Source organism: Sphingobacterium sp. SGL-16 (assembly GCF_011043515.1).
Lineage (GTDB): Bacteria > Bacteroidota > Bacteroidia > Sphingobacteriales > Sphingobacteriaceae > Sphingobacterium > Sphingobacterium litopenaei.
On record NZ_JAAKGQ010000006.1, the window covers coordinates 14,102 to 36,608 of the forward strand.

Here is a 22,507-nt window from a genome sequence, read left to right on the forward strand (position 1 = left end):
TGCTTCATAATGCAAAAGAAACTCAGAATGAGTTGAACAGGAAATTATTTGGTCAGTTTAACAAAAATTTCCTCCATCGAGAGATTAGGATAGCGTTCTTGTTTGTCTTTTAATAGAAATTGGTCTTTAATCTGTCCTTGATGAATGACGATAATTTCGTCGCAAATAGCTTCGACTTCCTGCATTAGATGCGTAGAAAGTAAAACCGTTTTGTCTTGGGCGAGTTCGTGTATAAGCTGGCGGATTTCTATAATTTGGTTGGGATCCAATCCTGTGGTTGGTTCATCGAGAATCAACACTTTTGGATCGTGAATGATGGCACATGCCAGGCCAACACGCTGTTTGTACCCTTTAGAAAGCTCCTTTATTTTTTTGTGTTGTTCTTGCTGCAATCCAGTCCGTTCAATAACTTTTGAAATACGTTTTTCGATATTCTTGACTTGATATAGCGATGCTTGGAAATGTAACATCTCCTGAACATACATTTCTAAATAAAGCGGATTGTTCTCAGGAAGATAACCAATTGTTCGTTTTGCCTCCAGAGAATTAAATTTTAAATCAATATCATTTATCCAACATTGACCATCTTCTATTGGAAGGATCCCAGTCAAAATCTTCATCGTGGTAGATTTACCTGCGCCATTTGGTCCTAGAAATCCAATGATACGGTTGCTTTGCGTTTGGAAGGAGATGTTATCCAACGCTTTTTGTTTTCCGTATTGTTTACTCAGATTTTGAACACGAATGGACATGACCTAACGATTGATAAAGGGTGATTTGATATTTCTTTTGTTAATGTAGAAATCTAAAGCTTTCTGTGCTTCACCAGGATTGTCCGTACTCAAAATATCCGCACCTTTTTCCACATATTCGGCATAAACTTGATAGCCTCTGCTTTTCGCTTGTTTGTCTAAGTTGCCGATTGTACCTAAAATCGTTTTGATACCATGTGAGTGAAGCAATTCCACCAACGGTTTTTTTGGCTGTGAAGTGCCTACAAATGCCACCAATCTGTTGTCCGGAATACCTGCTTCTGCAAGTTTTACTAAATCTTTTTCCGATTTTACACTCGCAGAAATCATCAAATCAGGATTGATACGGTAGATAGCTCGAGCTTGATTTGCATTGTATGTAATGACAATTACAGAAGCTTGGGCATTAGTTTGTTGAATAATTTGGGAAAGCAAACCGTAAGGTACATCTTGTTTGACATCTAAAGTAAATAAAACATTCCCCTTACCCCAAGTCAAGGCTTCTTCCAATGTAGGAATTTGGAAATTCGTTAATTCCCCATTACTGTCCTTTAGACGTAATTCTTTTAATTCTGCCAAGGTATATTTCCCAATTCTACCAGTTCCATTGGATGTACGATCCAGTGTTTCATCATGCATCAATACCAAAGCAGAATCTTTTGATAAACGAACATCACATTCAATGATAAGCGGAAATTGTTTAGCCCAATATTGAAAAGACTCAATAGCATTCTCCGGATATCCATCGGTGTCTCCACCTCGGTGTGCACTAATTAATGGATAGCGGTCATCATTAAACGTTAGGAACTGATAAAGATCCTCGAGGCTATTAATATTAAAGTTATCCGATGAAAAGTCTGAGGTTTCAATCGAGTTACTACTATCATGTTTTTGCTTCGTCTCGGAAGGTGTGTTCCGAAAGCAGGACGATAGGAGTATAACACTCAGGAAAACAACAAATAGGGGACTTAATCTCTTCATTATTTAGCTTCGTAATTTTTGATCAGTTCGATGATTTGCTCTAATGGCGTATGTATTTGTTCGAATTTGATATGAGCTCGTTCATAGAAAGGCTCACGTTCTTTTAGTTTTGAATCAATAAATTCAAATAATTCCTCGCCAGTTAACCCTTTCAAAACTGGCCTTTTGTTTACATCCGATTGGCTTAATCGTGACCAGAGCGATTTACTCGTATGATACAGATAAAGAGATAAACCATTTTCATTAATCCAATCTATATTATCATAGTAGCATGGCGTACCTCCACCAGTAGAAATAATCGCTATTCTAGCAGCTTGTTTTTTGAGATATTCATTTTCTAATTTTCTAAAACTTTCCTCGCCATAAGCTTTAAAATATTCAGGAATCGTCATCCCGATATTTGCTACGATTTCATGATCCAAATCCACAAATGGCATTTCCAAAGCGTTAGCGATTTTTTTGCCCCATGTTGTTTTACCGCTACCCATGAAGCCGACTAAGAAAATAGGTTTGTCCATTCGTTATTTTAGATATGTATTGATTAATTCTTCTTTCGAAGGAAAAATATCTTTTGACCACTTTTCGATAACTATACCATTTTGCAATAGCATTACGCCCGGATTTGAACGCACCATACTTTTCAATGGTACAGCATCGGCATAGAAAGTTTCTAAAACCAAATCTAATTGATCATTCAAGTAATCGACGTCCGAACTCGCACTTGCTGTTAACAATACTGCACGGATATTATATTCTTCGCTCAATGATTTAATAGTTTGGTTGATTTTATCTAAAGCCAAAAAGTCTGTTGGCGAAAATTTAGTAACATCTACGCTTGTTACCACAAAATTATAATGCGGATTCTCCACAATTTCTTGTGTAAAATCTTGTCCTTCATTATCCGTAATCATCAAATCAGGAATAGCTACTTGATAACCTTTTCTGATAAGCTTTGTGAGAGGTTCACCGACAATTTCCCAATTTTCATCTTCCCAGATTTTTTGGCTCATATATTCCTTATCGGTTACTTTTTTGGTTTCCCCAGTTTGCTTATTTTTTAGGTTATAAATATGCTCAAATTCATCCTGTGGAGCTCCTTCTGGTACTTTCATTAAAGAAGGTAAATTATTACCAACTTTATAAGGCAAGAAATCTAAAATAGGTAAATATTTGTATGTATAAATTCCTGCGCCAAAAGCAAAAATGAACGTAAACAAAGTCAACACATTATTTGCGAAAGAGCTTTTGAATAACGGCGTAATCTTGTTCCTTTTGACAAAAATAATTCCGATGAACACCAATAAAATCAAATCTTTGATAAAAGATTGCCAAGGGGTCAACGGAATAGCATCACCAAAACAGCCACAAGATGTCACGACATTGAAGAATGCAGAGTAAAATGTCAGAAACGTAAAGAAAATGATGAGTAATAATAATCCCCCAGCAACGGATTTACGTGCAATGCCTAACAGTAAAAGAATTCCTAAGATAATCTCCAAAGCACAAATCACAATGGCTATCCATGCACTGTAATCGTTCAAAAAGGTAAGATTAAAGACATGAAAATATTCCTGCAATTTGTAACCAAAGCCCATTGGGTCATTGGCTTTGATCAAACCTGAGAATATAAATAATAAACCTACGAACACACGTGATATCCAAAGTAGAATATCTGGTTTGTTAGAGGTTTTTTGTAAAGGAGTATAATAGGAAGTATTCGACATAATATTATTTTTTATCCGTAAAGCCCATTTTTATCAACGCAAAAACAGCATAATTCAACATATCTTGGTAATTAGCAGCAAGACCTTCTGACACTATTGTTTTTCCGTCGTTGTTTTCAATTTGTTTTACACGATGCAATTTCATCAAAATCATATCTGTCATTGATGAAATACGCATATCGCGCCATGCTTCACCATAATCATGGTTCTTAGCGAACATCAAATCACGAGTTTGGTTTACTTTTTCAGTGTATTTCTGTTCAACAAATGCTGCATCCAAATTTTCTTCCCCTTCTTCGCCCATCTCCAATTGCAGCAACGCAATTACACAATAATTCACGATAGCCACAAATTCGCCAGCGATATCTTCGCCCACTTTAGAAACTTGCTTAATTTCTAAAGTACGAATACGTTTGGCTTTGATATAAAGTTGGTCAGTAATTGAACTTAGACGCATAATGCGCCAAGAAGTACCGTAATCTTTAGTTTTATTGACAAATAGATTTTTACAAAAATCAATGACCGCATTATATTCTTCCGTAGTATTCATATTAAGTATAAAACAAATGTTGTGTTACAAATATAGTCAGAAAAGTATTTAGCGTATAGTCATATTCCTGTTTGATTTTAGGATTTTATGACAATTTCTAATATATTTTCGAGTAACTTCGAATATACTTTGAAACAACAAATGGGAATTAAGAAACCAGAAATTCGAGAAGTCGAAATCATTCGCTATATACAACCTTTTCGCGAGGGAGGATCTTTGCCTGGATTGGTGGATGCTGACGATGGATTTAGCTATGTCATTAAATTTCGTGGGGCAGGTCAAGGCAAGAAAGCATTGGTTGCGGAATTGATTGGAGGGGAGTTGGCTCGTCTATTGGGTTTGCGTATGCCAGAAATGGTATTTGCGAATTTGGATGAATCGTTTTGGCGTTTGGAAGCAGATGAAGAAATTCAGGATTTGCTTAAGTTTTCTATAGGCAAAAATCTAGGTGTTCATTTTCTGAATGGCGCGATTACATACGATGCCAACGTAGACCAATTCAATGAAGAGGAAGCTTCAAAAATTGTGTGGCTAGATGCTTTATTGATGAATGTGGATCGTACAGCACGCAATACCAATATGCTCGTTTGGCATAAGGAATTGTGGTTGATTGATCATGGTGCTTCTTTGTATTTTCATCATTCGTGGGACAATTGGGAAGATTATGTAGCAAAACCTTTTGTACAAATCAAAGATCATGTATTACTGAAACAAGCTTCCAAAGTGCAGGAAGTACATGATAAATACAGTTCTTATTTTACGGAAGAAAATATTCGCGGTGTATTGAAAGTTATTCCAGACGAATGGTTGATAGAAGAGGGGAGAGACTTAACTCCAGATGCAGTAAGGGAAGTTTACTTGCAATTTTTGTTGCGCAGATTAGCAAATTCATCCTTGTTTTTAAATCAGATAGAGAATGAGCGTAAGAACATTATATGAGTATGCAGTAGTGCGTGTAGTTCCTCGAGTAGAACGTGAGGAATTTGTGAATGTGGGCGTAGCTCTATATTGCAAGAAGTTTCGGTATGCTGAGTTTCTTTTTCATTTGGATGAACTAAAGTTAAAGGCTTTATATGCTAATGTGGATATCGAAGAAATAAGAAAACATTTGGAATCATTTCAAAAAATATGTGCTGGCGAGAAATCTTATGGCAAAATAGCCAATCTCGAACAAGCAGAAAGATTTAGGTGGCTTACCGCGAATAGAAGTACGATTATCCAATCTTCAGCAGTGCATACGGGATTATGTATTTCGGCAGAGGAAACGCACGCAGAATTAATGAATAAATTAGTTCTATAATATCTATCTTAAAAGTAGATTTTTATAATTCAAAAGTGTAGATTTGCAGTCATGGAAGATTTTTATAACCATCTTTATAAAAAACAATTAGAGGCGCAAGATATGCCCAGCAATACGCGTATCTGGACGTGGGCAAGAGACTTATTTAGAGCACTTTTTCCCGAAAGAAATCCACAGCAGTTGTCTTCAGTAGAAGATGTCAAAGATATTTTCTATCGTTCGGAAGTCGAACTTCTCAGCATATTACGTAAGAGCAGAAAATGCAGCAATTGTCATCACGATATTGTGGTCCGCAAATTCTACGATTCTTTACCCGAATTATATGAAGTGATGCTGACCGATGCCCAAGCCATCTTGGATGGAGACCCTGCAGCGCAGGATTTGCGCGAAGTTATACGTACTTATCCAGGTTTTTTGGCTACATGTGTTTATCGAATGGCTAATAAATTGTGGTTATTAGAAGTGCCATTAATCCCACGAATTTTAACAGAATGGGCGCACGAACGTACAGGAATCGATATTCATCCGGGAGCTACTATTGGTAGATACTTGCATATAGACCACGGTACAGGATTAGTAATTGGAGAAACCTGTATCATAGGCGAGCATGTAAAATTGTACCAAGGTGTTACGTTGGGCGCACTGAGTGTAGAGAAAAATCTAGCAGGTAAGCAGCGTCATCCGATTATTGAGGATTATGTGGTTATCTACGCAGGAGCTACTATATTAGGGGGTGAAACTCGAATAGGACATCATTCTGTAATTGGCGGTAATGTGTGGTTGACTTCAAGCATTGATCCATACACTACAGTTTATCATCAATCGAATTCAAAATTTATAGATACTAAACCCGCTTTATAATGGGAAATATAATAGATGCTATAGGCAATACACCTTTGGTAGAGATCACGAGCTTTCACAACAATCCTAAGGTGAAAATTTACGCCAAATTAGAAGGTAATAATCCTGCTGGTTCGGTAAAAGATAGACCAGCTTTGAATATGATTCGTTCAGCTATTGAACGTGGTGATATTAAAAAAGGGGATAAGCTTATCGAAGCCACTAGTGGCAATACAGGTATTGCATTGGCTATGATTGCCAGCATCTACGAAATGGAGCTGGAATTGGTCATGCCATCTAGTTCTACACGCGAACGTACGTTGACTATGGAAGCTTTTGGCGCCAAAGTAACTTTGTTGGAAAACATGGAAGTGTGTCGCGATTATGCAGAAGAAAAAGCAGCGAAAGAAGGTGTTTTTATTCTGAATCAATTTGCTAATCCTGACAACTACGAGGCGCATGTAAAGACCACAGGTCCAGAAATCTGGCGTGATACAGCGGGTAAGATTACACATTTTGTGAGCGCAATGGGTACTACAGGTACGATTATGGGTAATTCTATTTTCTTGAAAGGACAAAATCCGAATATTCAAATTGTTGGTTGTCAACCTACGGAAGAATCATCTATTCCTGGTATCCGACGTTGGCCAAAAGAATATCTGCCTAAGATATTTGATGCTAGCAAGGTGGATCGTGTAATCGATGTAGATCAGCAAGATGCTATTGATAAAGCGCGATTATTGGCCAAGAAAGAAGGTGTATTTGCAGGAATGAGTACTGGAGGCGCTTTTCACGCTACTTTGCAAGTGGCTAACGAAATTGAAGAAGGCGTTATTGTCTTTATTGCTTGTGATCGAGGAGATCGATATTTAAGTTCGGATTTATTCGGATAACAACGAAAAAAGGAGGATTTTAAATCCTCCTTTTTATTTTACTTTTTTAAATCTCAAAATCGCAATATCATCCGTAATGAGTGTCAAATGATTCTCATCTACACTAAAGGATGAAATTCTTTCTAAATTCTTGAAATATGCACTTTCACCCTCTAAAGATGAACAAGCCATTTTAGTCGAAGCTATAGCACCAAATTTTAATCGATGTGCATCGACTTTATAAGTGCCAGAATAATTATTACAGCCACCATTACCCACTAAAGTCTCTTCTTTGATATTGAATTCTAAAGTAGGCTTTTTGGTTGAGAATAATTCATTTATCGATTTTTCAGTTAATCCGATATAATCTAATTCCCATTTACCTTTCAATTGTGCTGATTTATCTTCTTTTTTTAATTTGAATTGCGCTTTTAAGGCTTTCTTAGCATCTAAAAATGACAAAGTATCATTGCTTATTTTATAAGATGTTACCAAAGGTAAAATTTTAGAAAGGCCTTGCTCTACCTCCATATTATCACAAGCCATCATGGTAGATACTCCTCTAGAAAATTTGATTTTATTGGATGATTTGAGTTCAAAACCTCCCATCAAATTATTACATCCCGTAATAGCTGCATACTCGTTTTTAGCTAAATCAAAACTAAATACAGGTTCTTTTCCATTGACTTTTTTGTCTATAGCTTTATTTTCAATCGATAATATATGCCATTTTGCATTCAATTCGCTAGCATTCGATCCTAGAGAATTTTGTTTATTCTGAAATAAACTGCAACTGGATAGCATACTTACGACTGCTAAAGCGAGTAGATAATTTAATTTCATGTGATAAATGTATGTTTTTATTACAAGTATAACAATAATAAATATTAATATTCCAATAATTGATTGCATAAAAAAGCTCAACATACGTTGAGCTTTTTTATGATTTTTTAATCGTATTAGATTCCTAATTTTGATTTAATACCTTTTTGAATAGCATTTTTGTGTAAAAGGATAGAAATAGTTTTGTATTTCACATATTCTTTAGTGGCATACATATATCCTTTGTAATCATTGGATTCGCCCCAAGAATTTTTTACGATATAGTACTCTTTACCGTTTTGATCTTTTACCAAACCTACGATGTGCATACCATGGTCATCTGTAGTAGAATAATCGTCATAAGCCGCTTGACGGATTTCTTCTGTAATTTTTGCTTCTTGTTTTGGACCGTTAAATAAATCTGCAACTTCTGCTTGTGTCATTTTCTCCATTTCTTTTTCAGGAACGAAAGCAACACCATTTTTCCAGCTAAAGAATTTTTCCGAAACATCAGTTGCCCATGCAACAGTATATCCGTTTTGTAATGCATTATCTATAATGTCAGTTAAATCATTCATCTTTACATTATAAAATCTCTCATAAGACCAGTTATCAGGAATCAACAATACAAATGGTTTGTAATAGTCATGTGCTTTGAAAGAACTGATTCCGATATAATCATCTGGATTAATTCCTACTACTTGATCCGCCCAAGTACGTGGCGTATAAGTTTTTCCATTATATTGGAAAGTTTGAGGAGGAACGCCCAAATAAGCATCCATTACGCCAGTCACGGCTTTTTGCCAGTTTGGAGTTAATTTCTTGTTTTTCACAATGTTCTCATTCATGTTTTGCAAAATGTTGCTCATTTCAGAGAAATTGTTGCGTGTTTGGCCTTCACGAAGTCCTGTATATACTTCTTTTGGTACAGCACCATATTTACGATAAATAGTCAATACGTCGTGTAATTGACCACCTTCACCTTGAGCTTGGTCGCCATGAAGTTGAACGAAAGTTTTAGCTTTTTCTAAATACGTATAGTACGCTGTAAAAATTTGAGAAATCTCAACAGGTTGTTTACCCATACGAATCATTTCTGATTCTAAAAATGAGTTTCCTGAGTAAGACCAACAAGTACCTGAAGAACCTTGATCTTTGATAGAAGTATTACCTAAATTGATTACTTCTGTGAATACAAAACCATCTTTGCTTTTGTCACTAACATTGTTTTTTAGTGCATTAATCAAGTTGTCTTGAGCAAATGATTGGGTGGATGAGGCTAATAAGAATGCCGCAATATAAAAGGATTTTCTCCAGTTCATTTGTGAAACAGTTTTAAATTTTACGATACTAATATACGTGTTTTGCTAACTAAATTTTGTAAAAATCCTATCGCAATTCTTCTTTAGGATCGTATAATGGAACGATAATATAAAACGTAGTACCATGATTCAGTTTAGTTTCATAATCAATTGTACCACCCATACCTGTAATGGTTTGTTTTACGAATGCTAATCCAAGACCAGTTCCTGAACTTTTGGTCGTGAAGTTAGGCTTGAATATCTTGGGCAATACTTCATTCGGAATCCCGAACCCATTATCTCTAATTTCTACCAAGACGTTATGTTCGTCGTGCGATTTAAGTGTAATTTTAATTTTAGGTCTGCGTCTCCCCAATGTAGCTTCTATCGCATTTTTTATAAGATTATTAAACATGCGAATAACCTGATCGCGGTCTCCAAAAATCTCAATTCGGTCACCGAGTCCTGACTCATTTATCAATTCAATTTGTACATCTGGAATGTTGTCGTACACATGAATAGACTTATTAATCTTTTCAATCAAATTGAGGACGACAAACTGAGATTCTGGCAATTTGGCAAAAGCCGAAAACTCCGAAGCAATGCGTGCCAAAGCTTCTATTTGTTCTATAAATGAATTGGAAATTTTTTCGAAACGTTCAGAAAATCTTGGATCATTATCTTTGAAAGATTTATTTAACTGTTGAATCCCCAGTTTCATTGGGGTCAATGGATTTTTAATCTCATGGGCAACCTGCTGTGCCATTTCACGCCATACAATTTCTCGCTCGGCATGTCTCAACTGGTTCGCATGTTCCTCCAATTTTACCAACATATAGTTGTATTCTTTTACTAAAAGCCCAATTTCATCATCTTTTTCCCAATACAATGATTCATTTGGCTTACCAGACATATTAGTTTGCGAAAGCTTCTTACGAATAATTTGCAACGGCTCCGTTATCTTGTTAGAAATATACAATGCCAGAAAAGCGAAAATGATCAGAATAATAGTGTAAATATTTAAAATCGTTTTCAAGAGTATATTCGTACTTTCGTTTTCTACCTTTTGGTAATTGAAATACGGAATACCCAGATAAGCTATGGTCTTGTAATTTGAATCTTTAATGGTTGCGTAAGCAGTTTCGTATTCGAAGTCTATAATTTGCTCAAGCATTAAAGTTTCATTTTTCTTCAATACGTTCATTTCCAAGTAGGCGTTAGGATTGATGTATGAAGAAATCAGATTATGATTGTAAATGCTTGGTTGCGTGGTGAAAAATAATTTTCCATTCTTATCATAAAGATTAAAATCTGTTACCATCACATTAGTTAGTGTGGACATCGTTTTATATAAGGATGATAAGTGTGTATAAGAAGAATCTTTGGATGCAATGTCTTCCAGATTCTGTACAATCTCTGCGATATAATCGAATTTCTGATCTTTGCGACTTTGTTCTGTTTGAAGCTTGATACTATAAAAACTGATGATACCTGAAATAACAATAGCAATTAAAACGGAACTAATTACTAAAGTTTGAATGCGAGAACTATATCGAATCTGCGCTAGAGTATACCTAAATCTCAAATATAAATTGACAAAAGATACATCTTGACGAATATAAATAGGAATGATTTGAGCCGAAAATCGTACAATCGTGGTTACTAGATAAAGAAATAAAAACGTAATGGATATTACTGTAATAAATTGCCAATAAGATTGTATTGGCTTACTTACAATAAGGGTTGTTCTCGTGTCTGGACGAAAAATGATATGTTCAAAATTATTATCATCATCATTAATAAAGAACTCGTCTGTTCCTTTATCCTGATATAAGTCTTTATTCGGATAGGTGAATTTTCCATTTTGGCTTATTAATATACCATCTTTATAGATAGCAAAATTATAATCTTTCGTTTTGGCATTTACATCATTATCAACTGGTCTATCCGTGAAAAAAGGTAGATAGGTAGTAATATTATTGATGTTCTTTTTTAGATTGATAATAATAGAATAACTATTACCTGCATCATCTTGTGTACTCATCAACGTGAAATAGTCGTAATAACCAATTTCGGTTTTAGATTTATAGAAAGATCGAGTATAATTTACTTTAGTAGCATTAGTAATTACTTTTTCTCGATAATCGGTTAGAGGGTTAGAGAAATAAGTATCTAAAGGTTTCCCATTGAAATAATAGTATCCTGAATAATTATAATTAGATAGATAGCCTGTTAAATAGTTTTTTTGAATATAATCGTCAATTAATTGAGAATTTGGGTTTGTAGAAGCTAATTCAATTAGTTTTTTTAATTGAGTATCGTTGTCCAGTTTATTTTCAATCCCCGAGAATAAGGAGATAGCTTCCACATCATCATCAGATTCCAAATTCAAGAGCATCAACTTCATATGCTCTCTATTATTTTGGTTGATTGCGTCCGCATATTTTATAGTCGTGATACATGCAATTGTCAATATTGTAATCACTTGCGTATATATGTTGTTGTGTCGCAACATAGATTTGTCAAATGATTGCATCATAATGAGAATCCCAATCAGCACATTAATCAACGAAAAGTCTTCATAAAAACCACCAATTATTAATGCCATAACTAAGGCAATCAATTGTATATTAAGATTAGTGGTAGTTTTGGGCGTAAGAATCTTACCAATATAAATGACAATGTCAGTAATTAATATTACCGAGAAGATTATAATCGTATAAATGAGAACATGATAGAAGGTAAAGTCATAGGTGAAAAATAACGTGATAAGATCTTCTGTCGAAAAAGAAGAATGTGTTATTAATGTAGCTAACTGACTAAAGAGTTGGTTGTATAAATAATAAATGGATAAAAGGACGAGTAGAAATACCCAATTCCGGATAGAACGTTTTACCAGAAATTTTGGCACTACGACATATTTCCTAATATAAATACAGAAACAGACAACCCATAAGATTACAATAGAGTTTACCAAAAAGGACCAAAGATTCGGCGCTATATCACTATATGCGTAGGTGCGAGGTGAGAATAATTTGTAATCCGATATTTGTGAAAGCCAATTCGTATTTAAATCTATGACACGTATAATCAAAAATGTAGTTGATAATAACACAATTGATAAAAACGGTCTTCCTCTTTTTGCCATACTAACACAAATACTACTGATTAATATGACACAACAAATGGTACCTAATACCCAACAAAGCAATTGAATATTTAAATAGATATTGTTGTACTTGTTACTTTTTAGCTTAACAGAAAAGAGGTAATTTTTATTGACAGAATAGATGTTACGGATTTCATCTGTATCACCAAATTTTGCTACTTGCAGTTGTGTGTTGGTTGTCGCTCCAATATATTTTACAGAACCTTGTGGCTTATAGTTTGCATTAAATTGTCGCTCAATGGGAATTAATGCTACTATATGAAGTTCCGAAGCCAATTTTTTCTTCTTTACTAAGAATGAAAAATTATCGGCATAGATATACGAAATTCCTTCATTCAATCCGGCATCAGTTTCTGGAACATAAATATTGGATGACCAGAAAATGGGTTTGCCATTTTTGTATATGTATAGATATATTTGATGCTGTTGATATTCTTTGGAGATTTCTCTTACTTGAAGTGGATAGCGTTCGCTATTGACAAAAGTTTTGTTCAAAATAGAATCGGAGAAAATCTTATCTATAATTTGCTCCTTATTTTGAATAGTATTTGTGAATTTCTTTGCTTCTAAATCTAATATATCATTGTCCGTAATGGCATTTTTTACGGTGACGGCTGTCGCAAAAAATAAAAGTGTAAGTACGAATAAAAGTATTCGGATTTTGTTTTTCATGTTTTACGACTCTATCAATTGTTTATAGGGCTTGACCACGTATGGTTTATTATAGTTAAAAATAGCATAAATAATCCACACTAAAGAACACACTTTAAGTGAATCAGTTGAGTAAATCGGTTTATTTTTCTATCGGAAGATTTAATTCCTCAATTCCCCATTCGGCCCATGATCCATCATACACTCTAATTTTTTGTGTACCAATAAGATGACTGGCAAAAGCTATAATTGATGCGGTAATTCCTGATCCGCATGTAAATACATGTTCACTGCTTTTAGTATTATGATGTTCAAATAAGGATTGGATGTCCTCCTTATTTGCGAATACTTCTCCTGCGAGTACTACTTCATAAGGAATATTTTTGGAGTGCGGAATATGCCCACCGTGCAATCCTTTTCGAGGTTCGGGTACTAGACCCGTAAATCTTCCTTTACTTCGTGCGTCGAAAATATCAATCTCCGTACCTTTATAATGTTCAAGAATGAACTCTTTGTCTGCATACCAATCTCCTCTGAAATTTGCCTTGAAATTTCCTCTCGCGGGAGCGTCAGCATATGCCGTAGTTATTGGATACTTGTTTTTCTTCCATATAGGCAAACCACCATTAAGTACATATACTTTATCAAATCCCATTACTTTAAACATCCACCAGGCTCGTGGAGCAGAATAAATTCCCCAGCAGTCATACACTACAACAGTACTCTCTTGGTTAATTCCCAACATTTGCATTTCTTCCTCAAAAACTTCAGGTGCAATTAAATTGTGGGGTAATTTTGATCTTTTATCAGATAATTTTCCTTCAATATCAAAAAATAAAGAGTTAGGAATAAGTTCCAACTTTTTTCCTTTCAGTGATTTTCCAACTTTATCAATAGTGCAGTCTAAAAGAATAATCGTATTATCTTTTAGTGCTTCAGCTAATTGTGTGACCGTAATGAGAGAAGAATCGAATATCATAACCTAAATTTACGAATTAAGCTACAAAAACAAAAAGCTCCAATCTTGCGATTGGAGCTTTTCTTATATGTGATCAGTGACTAAAAATTATTTTTTGTCGCCACCTTCCATTTGCTCTTTCAATTGAGCTAAAACGTCTAAATCACCTAAAGTAGATTTCTCAACTGAATCTTTTACTTTTTTCACTGCGTTTGATGCTGATTTAGCGTCTTTTTTGCGTGCGTTAGATTCTTCTTTGCGAGCTTCTTCTTTAGCTTCTTCCCAGATACGAGAGTGAGAGATAACTAAACGTTTGTTCTCTTTGTTGAACTCGATGATTTTGAATTCAGCAGTGTCATCTACTTTCAATGCTGAACCGTCTTCTTTTACAGAGTGTTTAGAAGGACAGAAACCTTCAACACCGTATTGTAAAGCTACGATATCACCTTTGTCACCAACTTTGATTACTGTACCTTCGTGGATCGAACCTTCGGTGAAGATAGTTTCGAATGTATCCCAAGGGTTTTCTTCTAATTGTTTGTGACCTAAAGATAATTTACGGTTTTCTTCGTCTAATTCTAATACAACTACATCTAATGTTTCACCAACTTTAGTGAATTCGTTAGGGTGGTTGATTTTTTTAGACCATGATAAGTCAGAGATGTGGATTAATCCGTCGATACCGTCTTCTAATTCAACAAATACACCGAAGTTAGTCATGTTTTTAACTACAGCTTTTTGTTTAGATCCAACTGGGTAACGCTCAGTGATGTTTTTCCAAGGATCTGGAGTCAATTGTTTGATACCTAAGCTCATTTTGCGCTCTTCGCGATCCAATGTTAAGATTTGAGCTTCAATTTCATCACCTACTTTTAAGAACTCTTGAGGAGAACGTAAGTTTTGTGACCATGACATTTCAGATACGTGGATTAAACCTTCAACACCTGGGATGATTTCTAAGAAAGCACCGTAATCAGCAACTGTTACGATTTTACCTTTTACTTTAGAACCTACTTCTAATGCAGTGTCTAAAGATTCCCATGGATGAGCTGATAATTGTTTTAAACCTAATGCGATACGTTTTTTCTCATCATCAAAGTCTAATACAACAACGTTGATAGTTTGATCAAGAGCTAAAACTTCTTTTGGATGCTCGATACGGCCCCAAGAGATATCTGTAATGTGAAGTAAACCGTCAACACCACCTAAGTCGATGAACACACCGAAGTCAGTGATATTTTTAACAGTACCTTCTAATACTTGACCTTTTTCTAATTTAGCAACGATTTCTGATTTTTGGTTTTCTAAATCGTCTTCAATTAATACTTTGTGAGATACTACTACGTTTTTGAATTCGTGGTTGATTTTTACCACTTTGAATTCCATAGTTTTACCTACGTAAACATCGTAATCACGGATAGGTTTGATGTCGATTTGAGATCCAGGTAAGAAAGCTTCTACACCTTTGATGTCTACGATCAAACCACCTTTAGTACGAGATTTAACGAAACCGTCGATGATAGCATCATTTTCTAATGCTTCATTGATAGCTTCCCATGATTTTTGAGTTTTTGCACGCTTACGTGACAATACTAATTGACCATTTGCATCTTCTTGAGACTCTACAAATACATCAACAGTATCCCCGATTTTTAAATCAGGTAGATCACGAAACTCAGTTTTTGCTACAAGACCGTCTGATTTGAAACCTACGTTTAATACAACGTCTTTGTTGTTGATAGAAACAACAACACCTTCGATAATTTCACCTTGATTGATTTGGTTGAAAGTACCAGCGTATTGCTCTTCTAATTTAGCACGCTCAGCCTCGCTGTAGTTACCGAAAGCTTTCTCGTCAGCATCCCAATCGAAATCACCTTCTGGTGTAGACCAAGTAGTTGATTTGATTTGGTCGATCAAAGTTGAATCTGCTTCAGACTCAATTGTCTCAGTGTCTTTCACTACTTTAGTGTCAGCACCTTGTAGCTCTGCGTTTTTCGCCGCTAACTCTTTTTCTGCTTCTTGTTTTTTTGCCATTAATTAATTTTCTCCTTTTTCCTACATTGTAGGAAGTGCAAAGATACGAAAAAGTTTTATTTCCAATTATTTATGTAAAAAAAAGTTTCAACAGTTTTTTATTCGCTCGAAGAGTCGATGGCAGAGGTCTGTATTATTATTTTTACAAGGTCTTTTTCATTAAATGGCTTGATGATGATATTATCAAAGGTTAGCATCCTTTTTTTCTCTAATTCTTTGATTTGTTCATAATCAGAAGATGTAGCTATGACTTTGGTTTTGGCAAGCTCAGGTAGCTTTCTGATATATACTAATAGCTCATCGCCAGTCATAATTGGCATATTGATATCTGTAATGATAATATCTGGTGTATAGTTCTTTAAGATTTCGAGCGCTTCTAGACCATTAGAAGCTGTTTTGACCTGCGTAAAACTTTGGAAATACTGCTTGAGGTATAAGATGTTGAGAATATTGTCATCTACCAAAAGCCATGAAATAGTGCCAGGTAAATCAGCTAAGGTGTTATAAGTAACAGATGGTTTATTTTTCTTTTTGGCCTTTGGAATAGGAATTTCTATGGTAAATGTACTTCCATAGTTTTCTTTACTCGTAAAGGTGATTGAACCTTGTAACTGTTTTACCAATCTTTTCGTAATATACAAACCTAAACCGATTCCATTACTCAATTTGTTTTCGTCGCTTTTAGTAAAGTATTTTTTGAAAATATTGGGTTGCATGCTTTCCGAAATACCTAATCCGGTGTCCGAAATGCGAATGTATAAATTGTTGAGTTCATTGATCATGATGTAACAACTTACCTTGCCATGCATGGTGTATTTAATACCATTAGATATTAGGTTGGTCAATATTTGACGGATTTTGAGTTCATCACAATGAATTATAGTTGGGGTATCTTCTTCAATGATGACTTCGAGTGCTATATTTTTAATTTCAGCCTGACTTTTGTGTATCAAATAAATATCATGGGCCAATTCTTCTATATCAAAATCTTTTAATTCTATGGAGGATGTATAATCCATTTTACTAAGATTAAGAATATCATTAATGGTACGGGAAGTATTGGATATATTAGAATATGCTGAATCGAGGAATAGTTTTTCCTTTTCCGAATAGATATTAGATCTCCTACGCAGTAAATCTATTATACCAATTAAAGAATTGATAGGCGTCCTAATCTCATGACTTATTTCTGCTAAGATATCTGATTTTTCGGAAGCTAACTTGGCCGCATATTGCTGCTCTTGAATTAATTGTTCTTCGTAATATTTATTTCTGAATTGATAGTAAATCATAATAAATATTAGAATAAAGATAAAAACAAGACATAATATTGTTTGCCATGTCAATTTACCAGATTGTCTCAACAAATCCTGGTGTTCATTTTGGAGCATTTGTTTCTGTTTCAACAATTGCAAATCATTAATTTCTAATAAGGTCTGGTAAATGCTGTATAATAAAGTGAAATGATTGGCTAATAATTTCCTTTCGGATTTTCTTATCGATTCGTAAGTGTTTCTAAATTGAAAGAAATGACTATAATTGGATTTAGAGAAATTTTTAATCTCTTCATTATAGGTGTGGATCACCTCTTCATCTATGACAGGGTCTTGTTGTATTTTTACAATATTATAAATTATTGATTTTTCTTTATTTTGTGGAGATTTCTTTACTTTGTTGATGTCTATTGTGAGATTTTTAGTAGATGGAGGAGACGAAAGTACTGTGTTTTGAAGTCTTGATTGTAACGTATCTGTCTGTGTGGATAAGGCTGTGAGTTGTTTGATTTTAGTTTGTAAAACTTTATACTTATCTAAGCGAACTAATGAGTTTAAATCATATGCAAATTGTACGCTATCGCGTTGATGTGACTCTATTATTTCGTTAGTTATCTGGCTTAGACTGAGAAGATCTTTTTCATATTCTTTATAATTATTTATCTGGAGATCAATAGAGAATTGTCTAAAGTGGTTTTCTGCTTCTAAGAAGTAATTGACCGCGTTTTCGTATCTTGAGTCTTTGTAATTTGTAAGCTCTATTAGGTTAGAAATACGTTTTTGAATTCCTTCAAAATAGTTAATACTAATAAAGAAAATAGTAGTAATAAAGAGAAAGAGAGCAATCGTCGCAACAAGTAAGGCCGTTCTTATTCTGTTTCTTGAATGAATCTGTTTTTCTATCATTAAGCAACTATGTTTTGAATTGATTAACTATCTTTTTAATTGGAGTTTTTATACTTTGTTTTGATAAAATAATACTTGTATTAAGTTCAAAACCTATCAAAATTATTAAGGAATTTAAATACATCCAAATCATTATTACAATAATAGTACCTATCGATCCGTATAATTTATTGTATGCGTTAAAATTATTGATGTAAAAGGCAAATCCAGAAAAGGTTAGAATTGCCAATATTGTTGCTAATAAAGCACCTGGACTAAAAATCTTCCAATGCTTAGAACTGGAGGGACCGTACTTATATACTAGTCCAACAGTAAGGAAATAGATTAAGAAAAGAATACTCCAGCGAGAAATTTTAAGAAGGAAGGTCCAAAGCCAAGCTAAATCATAATCTATACTTTCCTTTAGGTAGTTAATGATGACCCCAACCGCTGTAAAGACCCCTATACCTAATGCTAATGCGGTGATAATCGCAATAGAAAGAGCCAAAGCAATGGTTCTTCTAACAATCCATTTTCTGTTTTCGCGCGTTAGAGAAGCTTTATTAAAAGCCATCATCAGATTGGTCATGCCATTGGTTGCAAAAAATGTTGCCAATAGAAAACCAAAAGAAAGCAAACCACCATTTTGGTTTTTGACAATATCCTCTAATGTGTTTTTAATGGCATTGTACGCATCCGTTGGAATAACAATTTCCAAAAATCCCAATAATTTCTCTTGAAAATTTTCGACAGGAATATAAGGAATCAAGGTAAATAGGAAGATAATACCTGGAAAAATAGCCAGTATAAAATTGTAGGCTAAGCTAGATGCTTTATTGAGAATAGACTCGCGTGTTATTTCTTGGAAGAAGAACGTAGCAACAGTATAAATAGGAAGTTTTCCAAAACCAGGTATATAGGCTGTTTTGCTCCATTCGACCAAATTGTCGTACGGTTTTAACAATAATAATCGATTATGGAGCTTGTTCATTTCACATTAGTCGAAATAAGGCTCCATTTGCTTCATGAAAACATCTGGGGCTTTGCAAGGTCTGTTTTTAGCCATATCAACAAAGACTAGTTGAGTGGTTCCTGTATTTAATAATGTGCCAGCCTCATTGTACACTTCATATTCAAACTTGATTCGAACGGCTGGTTTTTCTCGAATTATTACTTTAATCGTTAATAATTCATCATATTTAGCCGGTTGAATATACTTAATATTCATTTCCAGCACGGGCATCATGACACCCATTTCTTCCAATTCTTTGTAAGAAAATCCTCTTTTTCGCAACATTTCGGTACGAGCTACCTCGTAATAGGCTGCATAATTTCCATAATAAACGTATCCCATTTGATCCGTCTCTGCATATCTCACCCTAACTTTTTCTTCGTGTACAAACATGGATATTTTTATTTTTTATCTTTTAATATTTCTTTCGTCTAGTGCTTTTTGGAATTTGCGCGCATTAATTTGATGTTCTGCTACTGTTTCAGCAAAGGCGTGATAGCCCGAAAAATCTTCTTTTGCACACATATATATATAGTTGTGATTTGACGGATTTAATACGGCATCAATAGCCACAATTGGAGGCATATTGATTGGTCCTGGAGGCAGACCTTTGTATCGATATGTATTGTATGGATTATCAATCGTTAAATGTCTATTCAACACACGGCGAATACTAAAATCATTATTGGCAAAAATCACCGTAGGATCTGCTTGAAGCAACATTCCTCTTTTCAATCTATTCAAATATAGACCTGCTATCATTGGCATTTCGTCGTTGTGAAGAGCCTCTCCACGTACGATGGAAGCTAAAATAGAAACTTCAACAGGCGTAAGATTTTGTTGTTTTGCTTTTTCTATACGTTCAGCTGTCCAGAATTTTTTGTATTCTTCATTTAGACGATCAATCACTTTATCTGCGGATGTATTCCAATAGATTTGATAGGTATTTGGAATAAACATCGTGTAAAAGTTGTCCTTGGTGAAGCCATATTTTTCAGCTACTGCTTCATTGGTCAATAGAGAAAGAAATTGCAAAGAATCTTGTTCGAAATTGCGACCCAGAAAACCAGCAAAATCTTCTTTCAATCGGATATTCGAAAAACGTAATGATACAGGTTCTTGGTATCCGCCGCGAAGATTTCCAATGAGTCTTCTGTTGCTCATCCCTTTTTCTAATTTGTAGCGACCAGCTTTTACAGAAGTTGGATATTTCATCGCTTTGGATACATAATCAAATTCATCTGCATCTTTTACCACATTGTCCGTACGGATTCTGCTCAATACATTTTCGTAAGTGTCATTCGTATATACGAATAAATATTTCTGCGCATCGGTTACCGAAGCACCTAAGAAGATTTGATAAATTTTATACCCCACAATAAGTCCTACCGCAAGGATTATTGCAATGGTGATTCCTAACAATTTAGGAAATTTCTTTGTTGTAGTCATGTTTTTAATTTGGAAGTTTTTCTGTCGGGGTAATGTCGTTTGCTAACTCTAAATTAATTGGGGAACCAATACTGATAAAACGTGATGTCGAATCAGGAGATTGACTGATAACACGAGCTGTAGCCGTATCTACTATATTACCAGTAATTTTTCCTACAGTAAGACCAAGACCTGCTAAAGCAAATTTCGCTTCTACCAATGTATAGTTTGTCAATGTAGGGATTTCTACTTCATTAGCCCCTCGACCATTGCCAAGCACTAATGTTATTTTAGAACCTTTAGCTATTAAACGTCCTGTTTTAATGGTTTGTCCTGCAAATTTTGCATCTAAAACCACATCTCGAGCAATGTCATTGATGTAAATGGTATCTGCAATTTTTAGCGAAGCATTGTTAAGAATAGCTTGTGCTTCGATTAGGTTTTTTTCGATAATATTTGGGAATTCTACATCCGGAGCTACTTCCGTAATAATTGTTAAATAGATTGTACGGCCACTTTTAACAAGAGCACTCGCTGAAGGATTTTGTTCGATGACCAACCCTGGTTTAGCATCCATTTGATAAATCGAATCGATTTTGTATTCCAAGCCAGCTTTGTCCAATATTTCTTTAGCTTCAGTGATGGTTAATCCTTTTAATAAAGGTACTTCCTGCGCATCACCATGTTTGGTATAAATTCTTAGTCCGATATATACCGTTAAGAAAATTCCTGCGATGGCTATTAATGCATAAATGAGGTTTTTTCTAAACTCATCTGTTTTTAGATAAAGTAATAATTTGGACATCCCTAAGTGTTTTATTTTTCTTTAATGTAAAGTTACGCTATCTGTAGTGGATAAACCTAACGAATATTCAGCAAAAATATTCGTTTTTCCGTGTATCACAAATTATATTTGCGAACAGAATCCCTTAATATGAAAACAAAAGTAGCATTAGTCACAGGTGGATATACAGGTGAAGCTGAAGTATCTTACAAAAGTTCAAAATTCGTTTACAGTCAATTAGACAAAGATAAATACGATATATATTTAATCGATATCACACCAGAAGGTTGGTATTACGAAGATGAAAACGGAACGAAACACAATATCATAAAAGATGATTTCTCCTTGTTGTTAAATAATGTTAAAATCACATTTGACGTCGCGTTTATCATCCTTCACGGCACACCAGGTGAAGATGGTCGATTGCAAGGTTATTTTGATATGGTAGGTTTACCGTACACTTCTTGTAATGCATTAACATCTTCGTTGACGATGAACAAAGGCTACACAAAAGCAATTATCGCGGATATTCCAGAGTTGAATGTCGCTAATTCTGTATTGCTTTTTGAAAATCATAGAGCAGAAGCTGTTCACTTGGTGGAGTCAAAGTTGCAGTTGCCTTACTTCGTAAAACCAAATGCGGGCGGTTCTAGTATTGGTATGTCCAAAGTAAAAGAAGCTTCGGAATTAAAGGAAGCCTTGGATAAGGCGTATGATGCAGAAAATACAGGTGCTCAGGTATTGGTAGAAGAATTTGTTACAGGTAGAGAGTTTTCACAAGGTATTTTCAGAAATTCAAAGGGGGAGTTGGTGGTTTTGCCAGCGACAGAGGTCAAAACTACACGTGAATTTTTTGACTTCGAAGCGAAGTACACGCCAGGATTAACAGAAGAAATTACTCCAGCTGATTTGACTCAAGAGCAGCAAGATCGAGCTGCGCGAATTATCAAAAAGATTTATATTCGATTGAATTGTAAAGGTATGGTACGTGTGGATTTCTTCTTAGAAAATGGAACCGACAAATTCTATTTTATAGAAATCAATACTATTCCTGGACAAACTGCGCAAAGTTTTATTCCGCAACAAGTTCGCGCTTTTGGAATGAAAGAAACTGATTTTTACGGAGAGTTAATTGAAGCTGCTTTAGTAAAATAATACTTTTTATTT

At 34.8% G+C, this 22,507-nt stretch carries 20 protein-coding genes; 5 read left to right on the forward strand and 15 right to left on the reverse strand.

What is annotated here, in order from left to right:
• Positions 1 to 44 precede the first annotated feature (44 nt).
• The 5 genes from G5B32_RS03620 to G5B32_RS03640 are packed head-to-tail and all read right to left on the reverse strand — an operon-like array spanning position 45 to position 4,007.
• Entirely contained in the window at positions 45 to 752 is a 708-nt protein-coding gene (locus G5B32_RS03620) for an ATP-binding cassette domain-containing protein (protein WP_165290199.1), read from the reverse strand.
• Positions 753 to 755: 3 nt separating this feature from the next.
• Positions 756 to 1,733 carry a glycerophosphodiester phosphodiesterase family protein gene (locus G5B32_RS03625; protein ID WP_165290200.1) on the reverse strand — a complete coding sequence of 326 codons (978 nt, stop codon included), beginning with the start codon at positions 1,731 to 1,733 and terminating at the stop codon, positions 756 to 758.
• Entirely contained in the window at positions 1,733 to 2,251 is a 519-nt protein-coding gene (locus tag G5B32_RS03630; protein WP_165290201.1) for a shikimate kinase, read from the reverse strand. Before G5B32_RS03630 ends, G5B32_RS03625 begins: the two co-directional genes overlap by 1 nt.
• Before the next feature lie 3 nt (positions 2,252 to 2,254).
• Positions 2,255 to 3,457 carry a BT_3928 family protein gene (locus tag G5B32_RS03635; RefSeq protein WP_165290202.1) on the reverse strand — a complete coding sequence of 401 codons (1,203 nt, stop codon included), beginning with the start codon at positions 3,455 to 3,457 and terminating at the stop codon, positions 2,255 to 2,257.
• 4 nt (positions 3,458 to 3,461) lie between these two features.
• Positions 3,462 to 4,007, reverse strand: coding sequence for a DUF1599 domain-containing protein (locus G5B32_RS03640; protein WP_165290203.1), 546 nt, complete (start codon positions 4,005 to 4,007; stop codon positions 3,462 to 3,464).
• 141 nt (positions 4,008 to 4,148) lie between these two features.
• Between G5B32_RS03640 and G5B32_RS03645 the strand changes: the two genes are divergently transcribed.
• The 4 genes from G5B32_RS03645 to cysM are packed head-to-tail and all read left to right on the forward strand — an operon-like array spanning position 4,149 to position 7,040.
• Positions 4,149 to 4,946, forward strand: a complete 798-nt coding sequence (locus tag G5B32_RS03645; RefSeq protein WP_165290204.1) for a HipA family kinase — start codon at positions 4,149 to 4,151, stop codon at positions 4,944 to 4,946.
• A complete protein-coding gene (locus tag G5B32_RS03650) occupies positions 4,924 to 5,307 on the forward strand; it encodes a DUF3037 domain-containing protein (protein WP_165290205.1) in 384 nt (127 codons plus the stop codon). Before G5B32_RS03645 ends, G5B32_RS03650 begins: the two co-directional genes overlap by 23 nt.
• 51 nt (positions 5,308 to 5,358) lie before the next feature.
• On the forward strand, positions 5,359 to 6,168 hold the full coding sequence (locus tag G5B32_RS03655) for a serine O-acetyltransferase (protein WP_165290206.1): 810 nt from the start codon (positions 5,359 to 5,361) through the stop codon (positions 6,166 to 6,168).
• Positions 6,168 to 7,040: a cysteine synthase CysM gene (gene cysM / locus G5B32_RS03660; protein WP_165290207.1), complete on the forward strand. Its 873-nt coding sequence runs from the start codon at positions 6,168 to 6,170 to the stop codon at positions 7,038 to 7,040. Before G5B32_RS03655 ends, cysM begins: the two co-directional genes overlap by 1 nt.
• A 33-nt stretch (positions 7,041 to 7,073) precedes the next feature.
• On the opposite strand, the gene G5B32_RS03665 is transcribed toward cysM, so the two are convergent.
• The 10 genes from G5B32_RS03665 to G5B32_RS03710 all read right to left on the reverse strand — a co-directional run bounded on the left by G5B32_RS03665 (position 7,074) and on the right by G5B32_RS03710 (position 21,361).
• A complete protein-coding gene (locus G5B32_RS03665; protein WP_165290208.1) occupies positions 7,074 to 7,862 on the reverse strand; it encodes an META domain-containing protein in 789 nt (262 codons plus the stop codon).
• A gap of 116 nt (positions 7,863 to 7,978) precedes the next feature.
• Entirely contained in the window at positions 7,979 to 9,163 is a 1,185-nt protein-coding gene (locus G5B32_RS03670; RefSeq protein ID WP_165290209.1) for an aminopeptidase C, read from the reverse strand.
• A 67-nt stretch (positions 9,164 to 9,230) separates the two neighbouring features.
• A complete protein-coding gene (locus G5B32_RS03675; protein WP_165290210.1) occupies positions 9,231 to 12,983 on the reverse strand; it encodes an ATP-binding protein in 3,753 nt (1,250 codons plus the stop codon).
• Between the two features lie 121 nt (positions 12,984 to 13,104).
• Positions 13,105 to 13,941 carry a sulfurtransferase gene (locus tag G5B32_RS03680; protein ID WP_165290211.1) on the reverse strand — a complete coding sequence of 279 codons (837 nt, stop codon included), beginning with the start codon at positions 13,939 to 13,941 and terminating at the stop codon, positions 13,105 to 13,107.
• A gap of 87 nt (positions 13,942 to 14,028) precedes the next feature.
• Positions 14,029 to 15,957 carry a 30S ribosomal protein S1 gene (rpsA, locus tag G5B32_RS03685; RefSeq protein WP_165290212.1) on the reverse strand — a complete coding sequence of 643 codons (1,929 nt, stop codon included), beginning with the start codon at positions 15,955 to 15,957 and terminating at the stop codon, positions 14,029 to 14,031.
• Between the two features lie 98 nt (positions 15,958 to 16,055).
• Positions 16,056 to 18,137, reverse strand: a complete 2,082-nt coding sequence (locus G5B32_RS03690; protein ID WP_165290213.1) for an ATP-binding protein — start codon at positions 18,135 to 18,137, stop codon at positions 16,056 to 16,058.
• 7 nt (positions 18,138 to 18,144) lie between these two features.
• Positions 18,145 to 19,107, reverse strand: a complete 963-nt coding sequence (locus G5B32_RS03695; RefSeq protein ID WP_165290214.1) for a YihY/virulence factor BrkB family protein — start codon at positions 19,105 to 19,107, stop codon at positions 18,145 to 18,147.
• Positions 19,108 to 19,113: 6 nt separating this feature from the next.
• The gene (locus G5B32_RS03700) at positions 19,114 to 19,521 is read right to left on the reverse strand and encodes an acyl-CoA thioesterase (protein WP_165290215.1); all 408 of its coding nucleotides are present in this window, start codon (positions 19,519 to 19,521) and stop codon (positions 19,114 to 19,116) included.
• Between the two features lie 15 nt (positions 19,522 to 19,536).
• On the reverse strand, positions 19,537 to 20,577 hold the full coding sequence (mltG, locus tag G5B32_RS03705; protein WP_165290216.1) for an endolytic transglycosylase MltG: 1,041 nt from the start codon (positions 20,575 to 20,577) through the stop codon (positions 19,537 to 19,539).
• A gap of 4 nt (positions 20,578 to 20,581) precedes the next feature.
• Complete coding sequence (locus G5B32_RS03710; protein ID WP_165290217.1) at positions 20,582 to 21,361, reverse strand: PASTA domain-containing protein; 780 nt, start codon at positions 21,359 to 21,361, stop codon at positions 20,582 to 20,584.
• A gap of 129 nt (positions 21,362 to 21,490) precedes the next feature.
• On the opposite strand from G5B32_RS03710, the gene G5B32_RS03715 reads away from it, so the two are divergent.
• A complete protein-coding gene (locus tag G5B32_RS03715; protein WP_165290218.1) occupies positions 21,491 to 22,495 on the forward strand; it encodes a D-alanine--D-alanine ligase in 1,005 nt (334 codons plus the stop codon).
• The last annotated feature ends 12 nt before the right edge of the window (positions 22,496 to 22,507 follow it).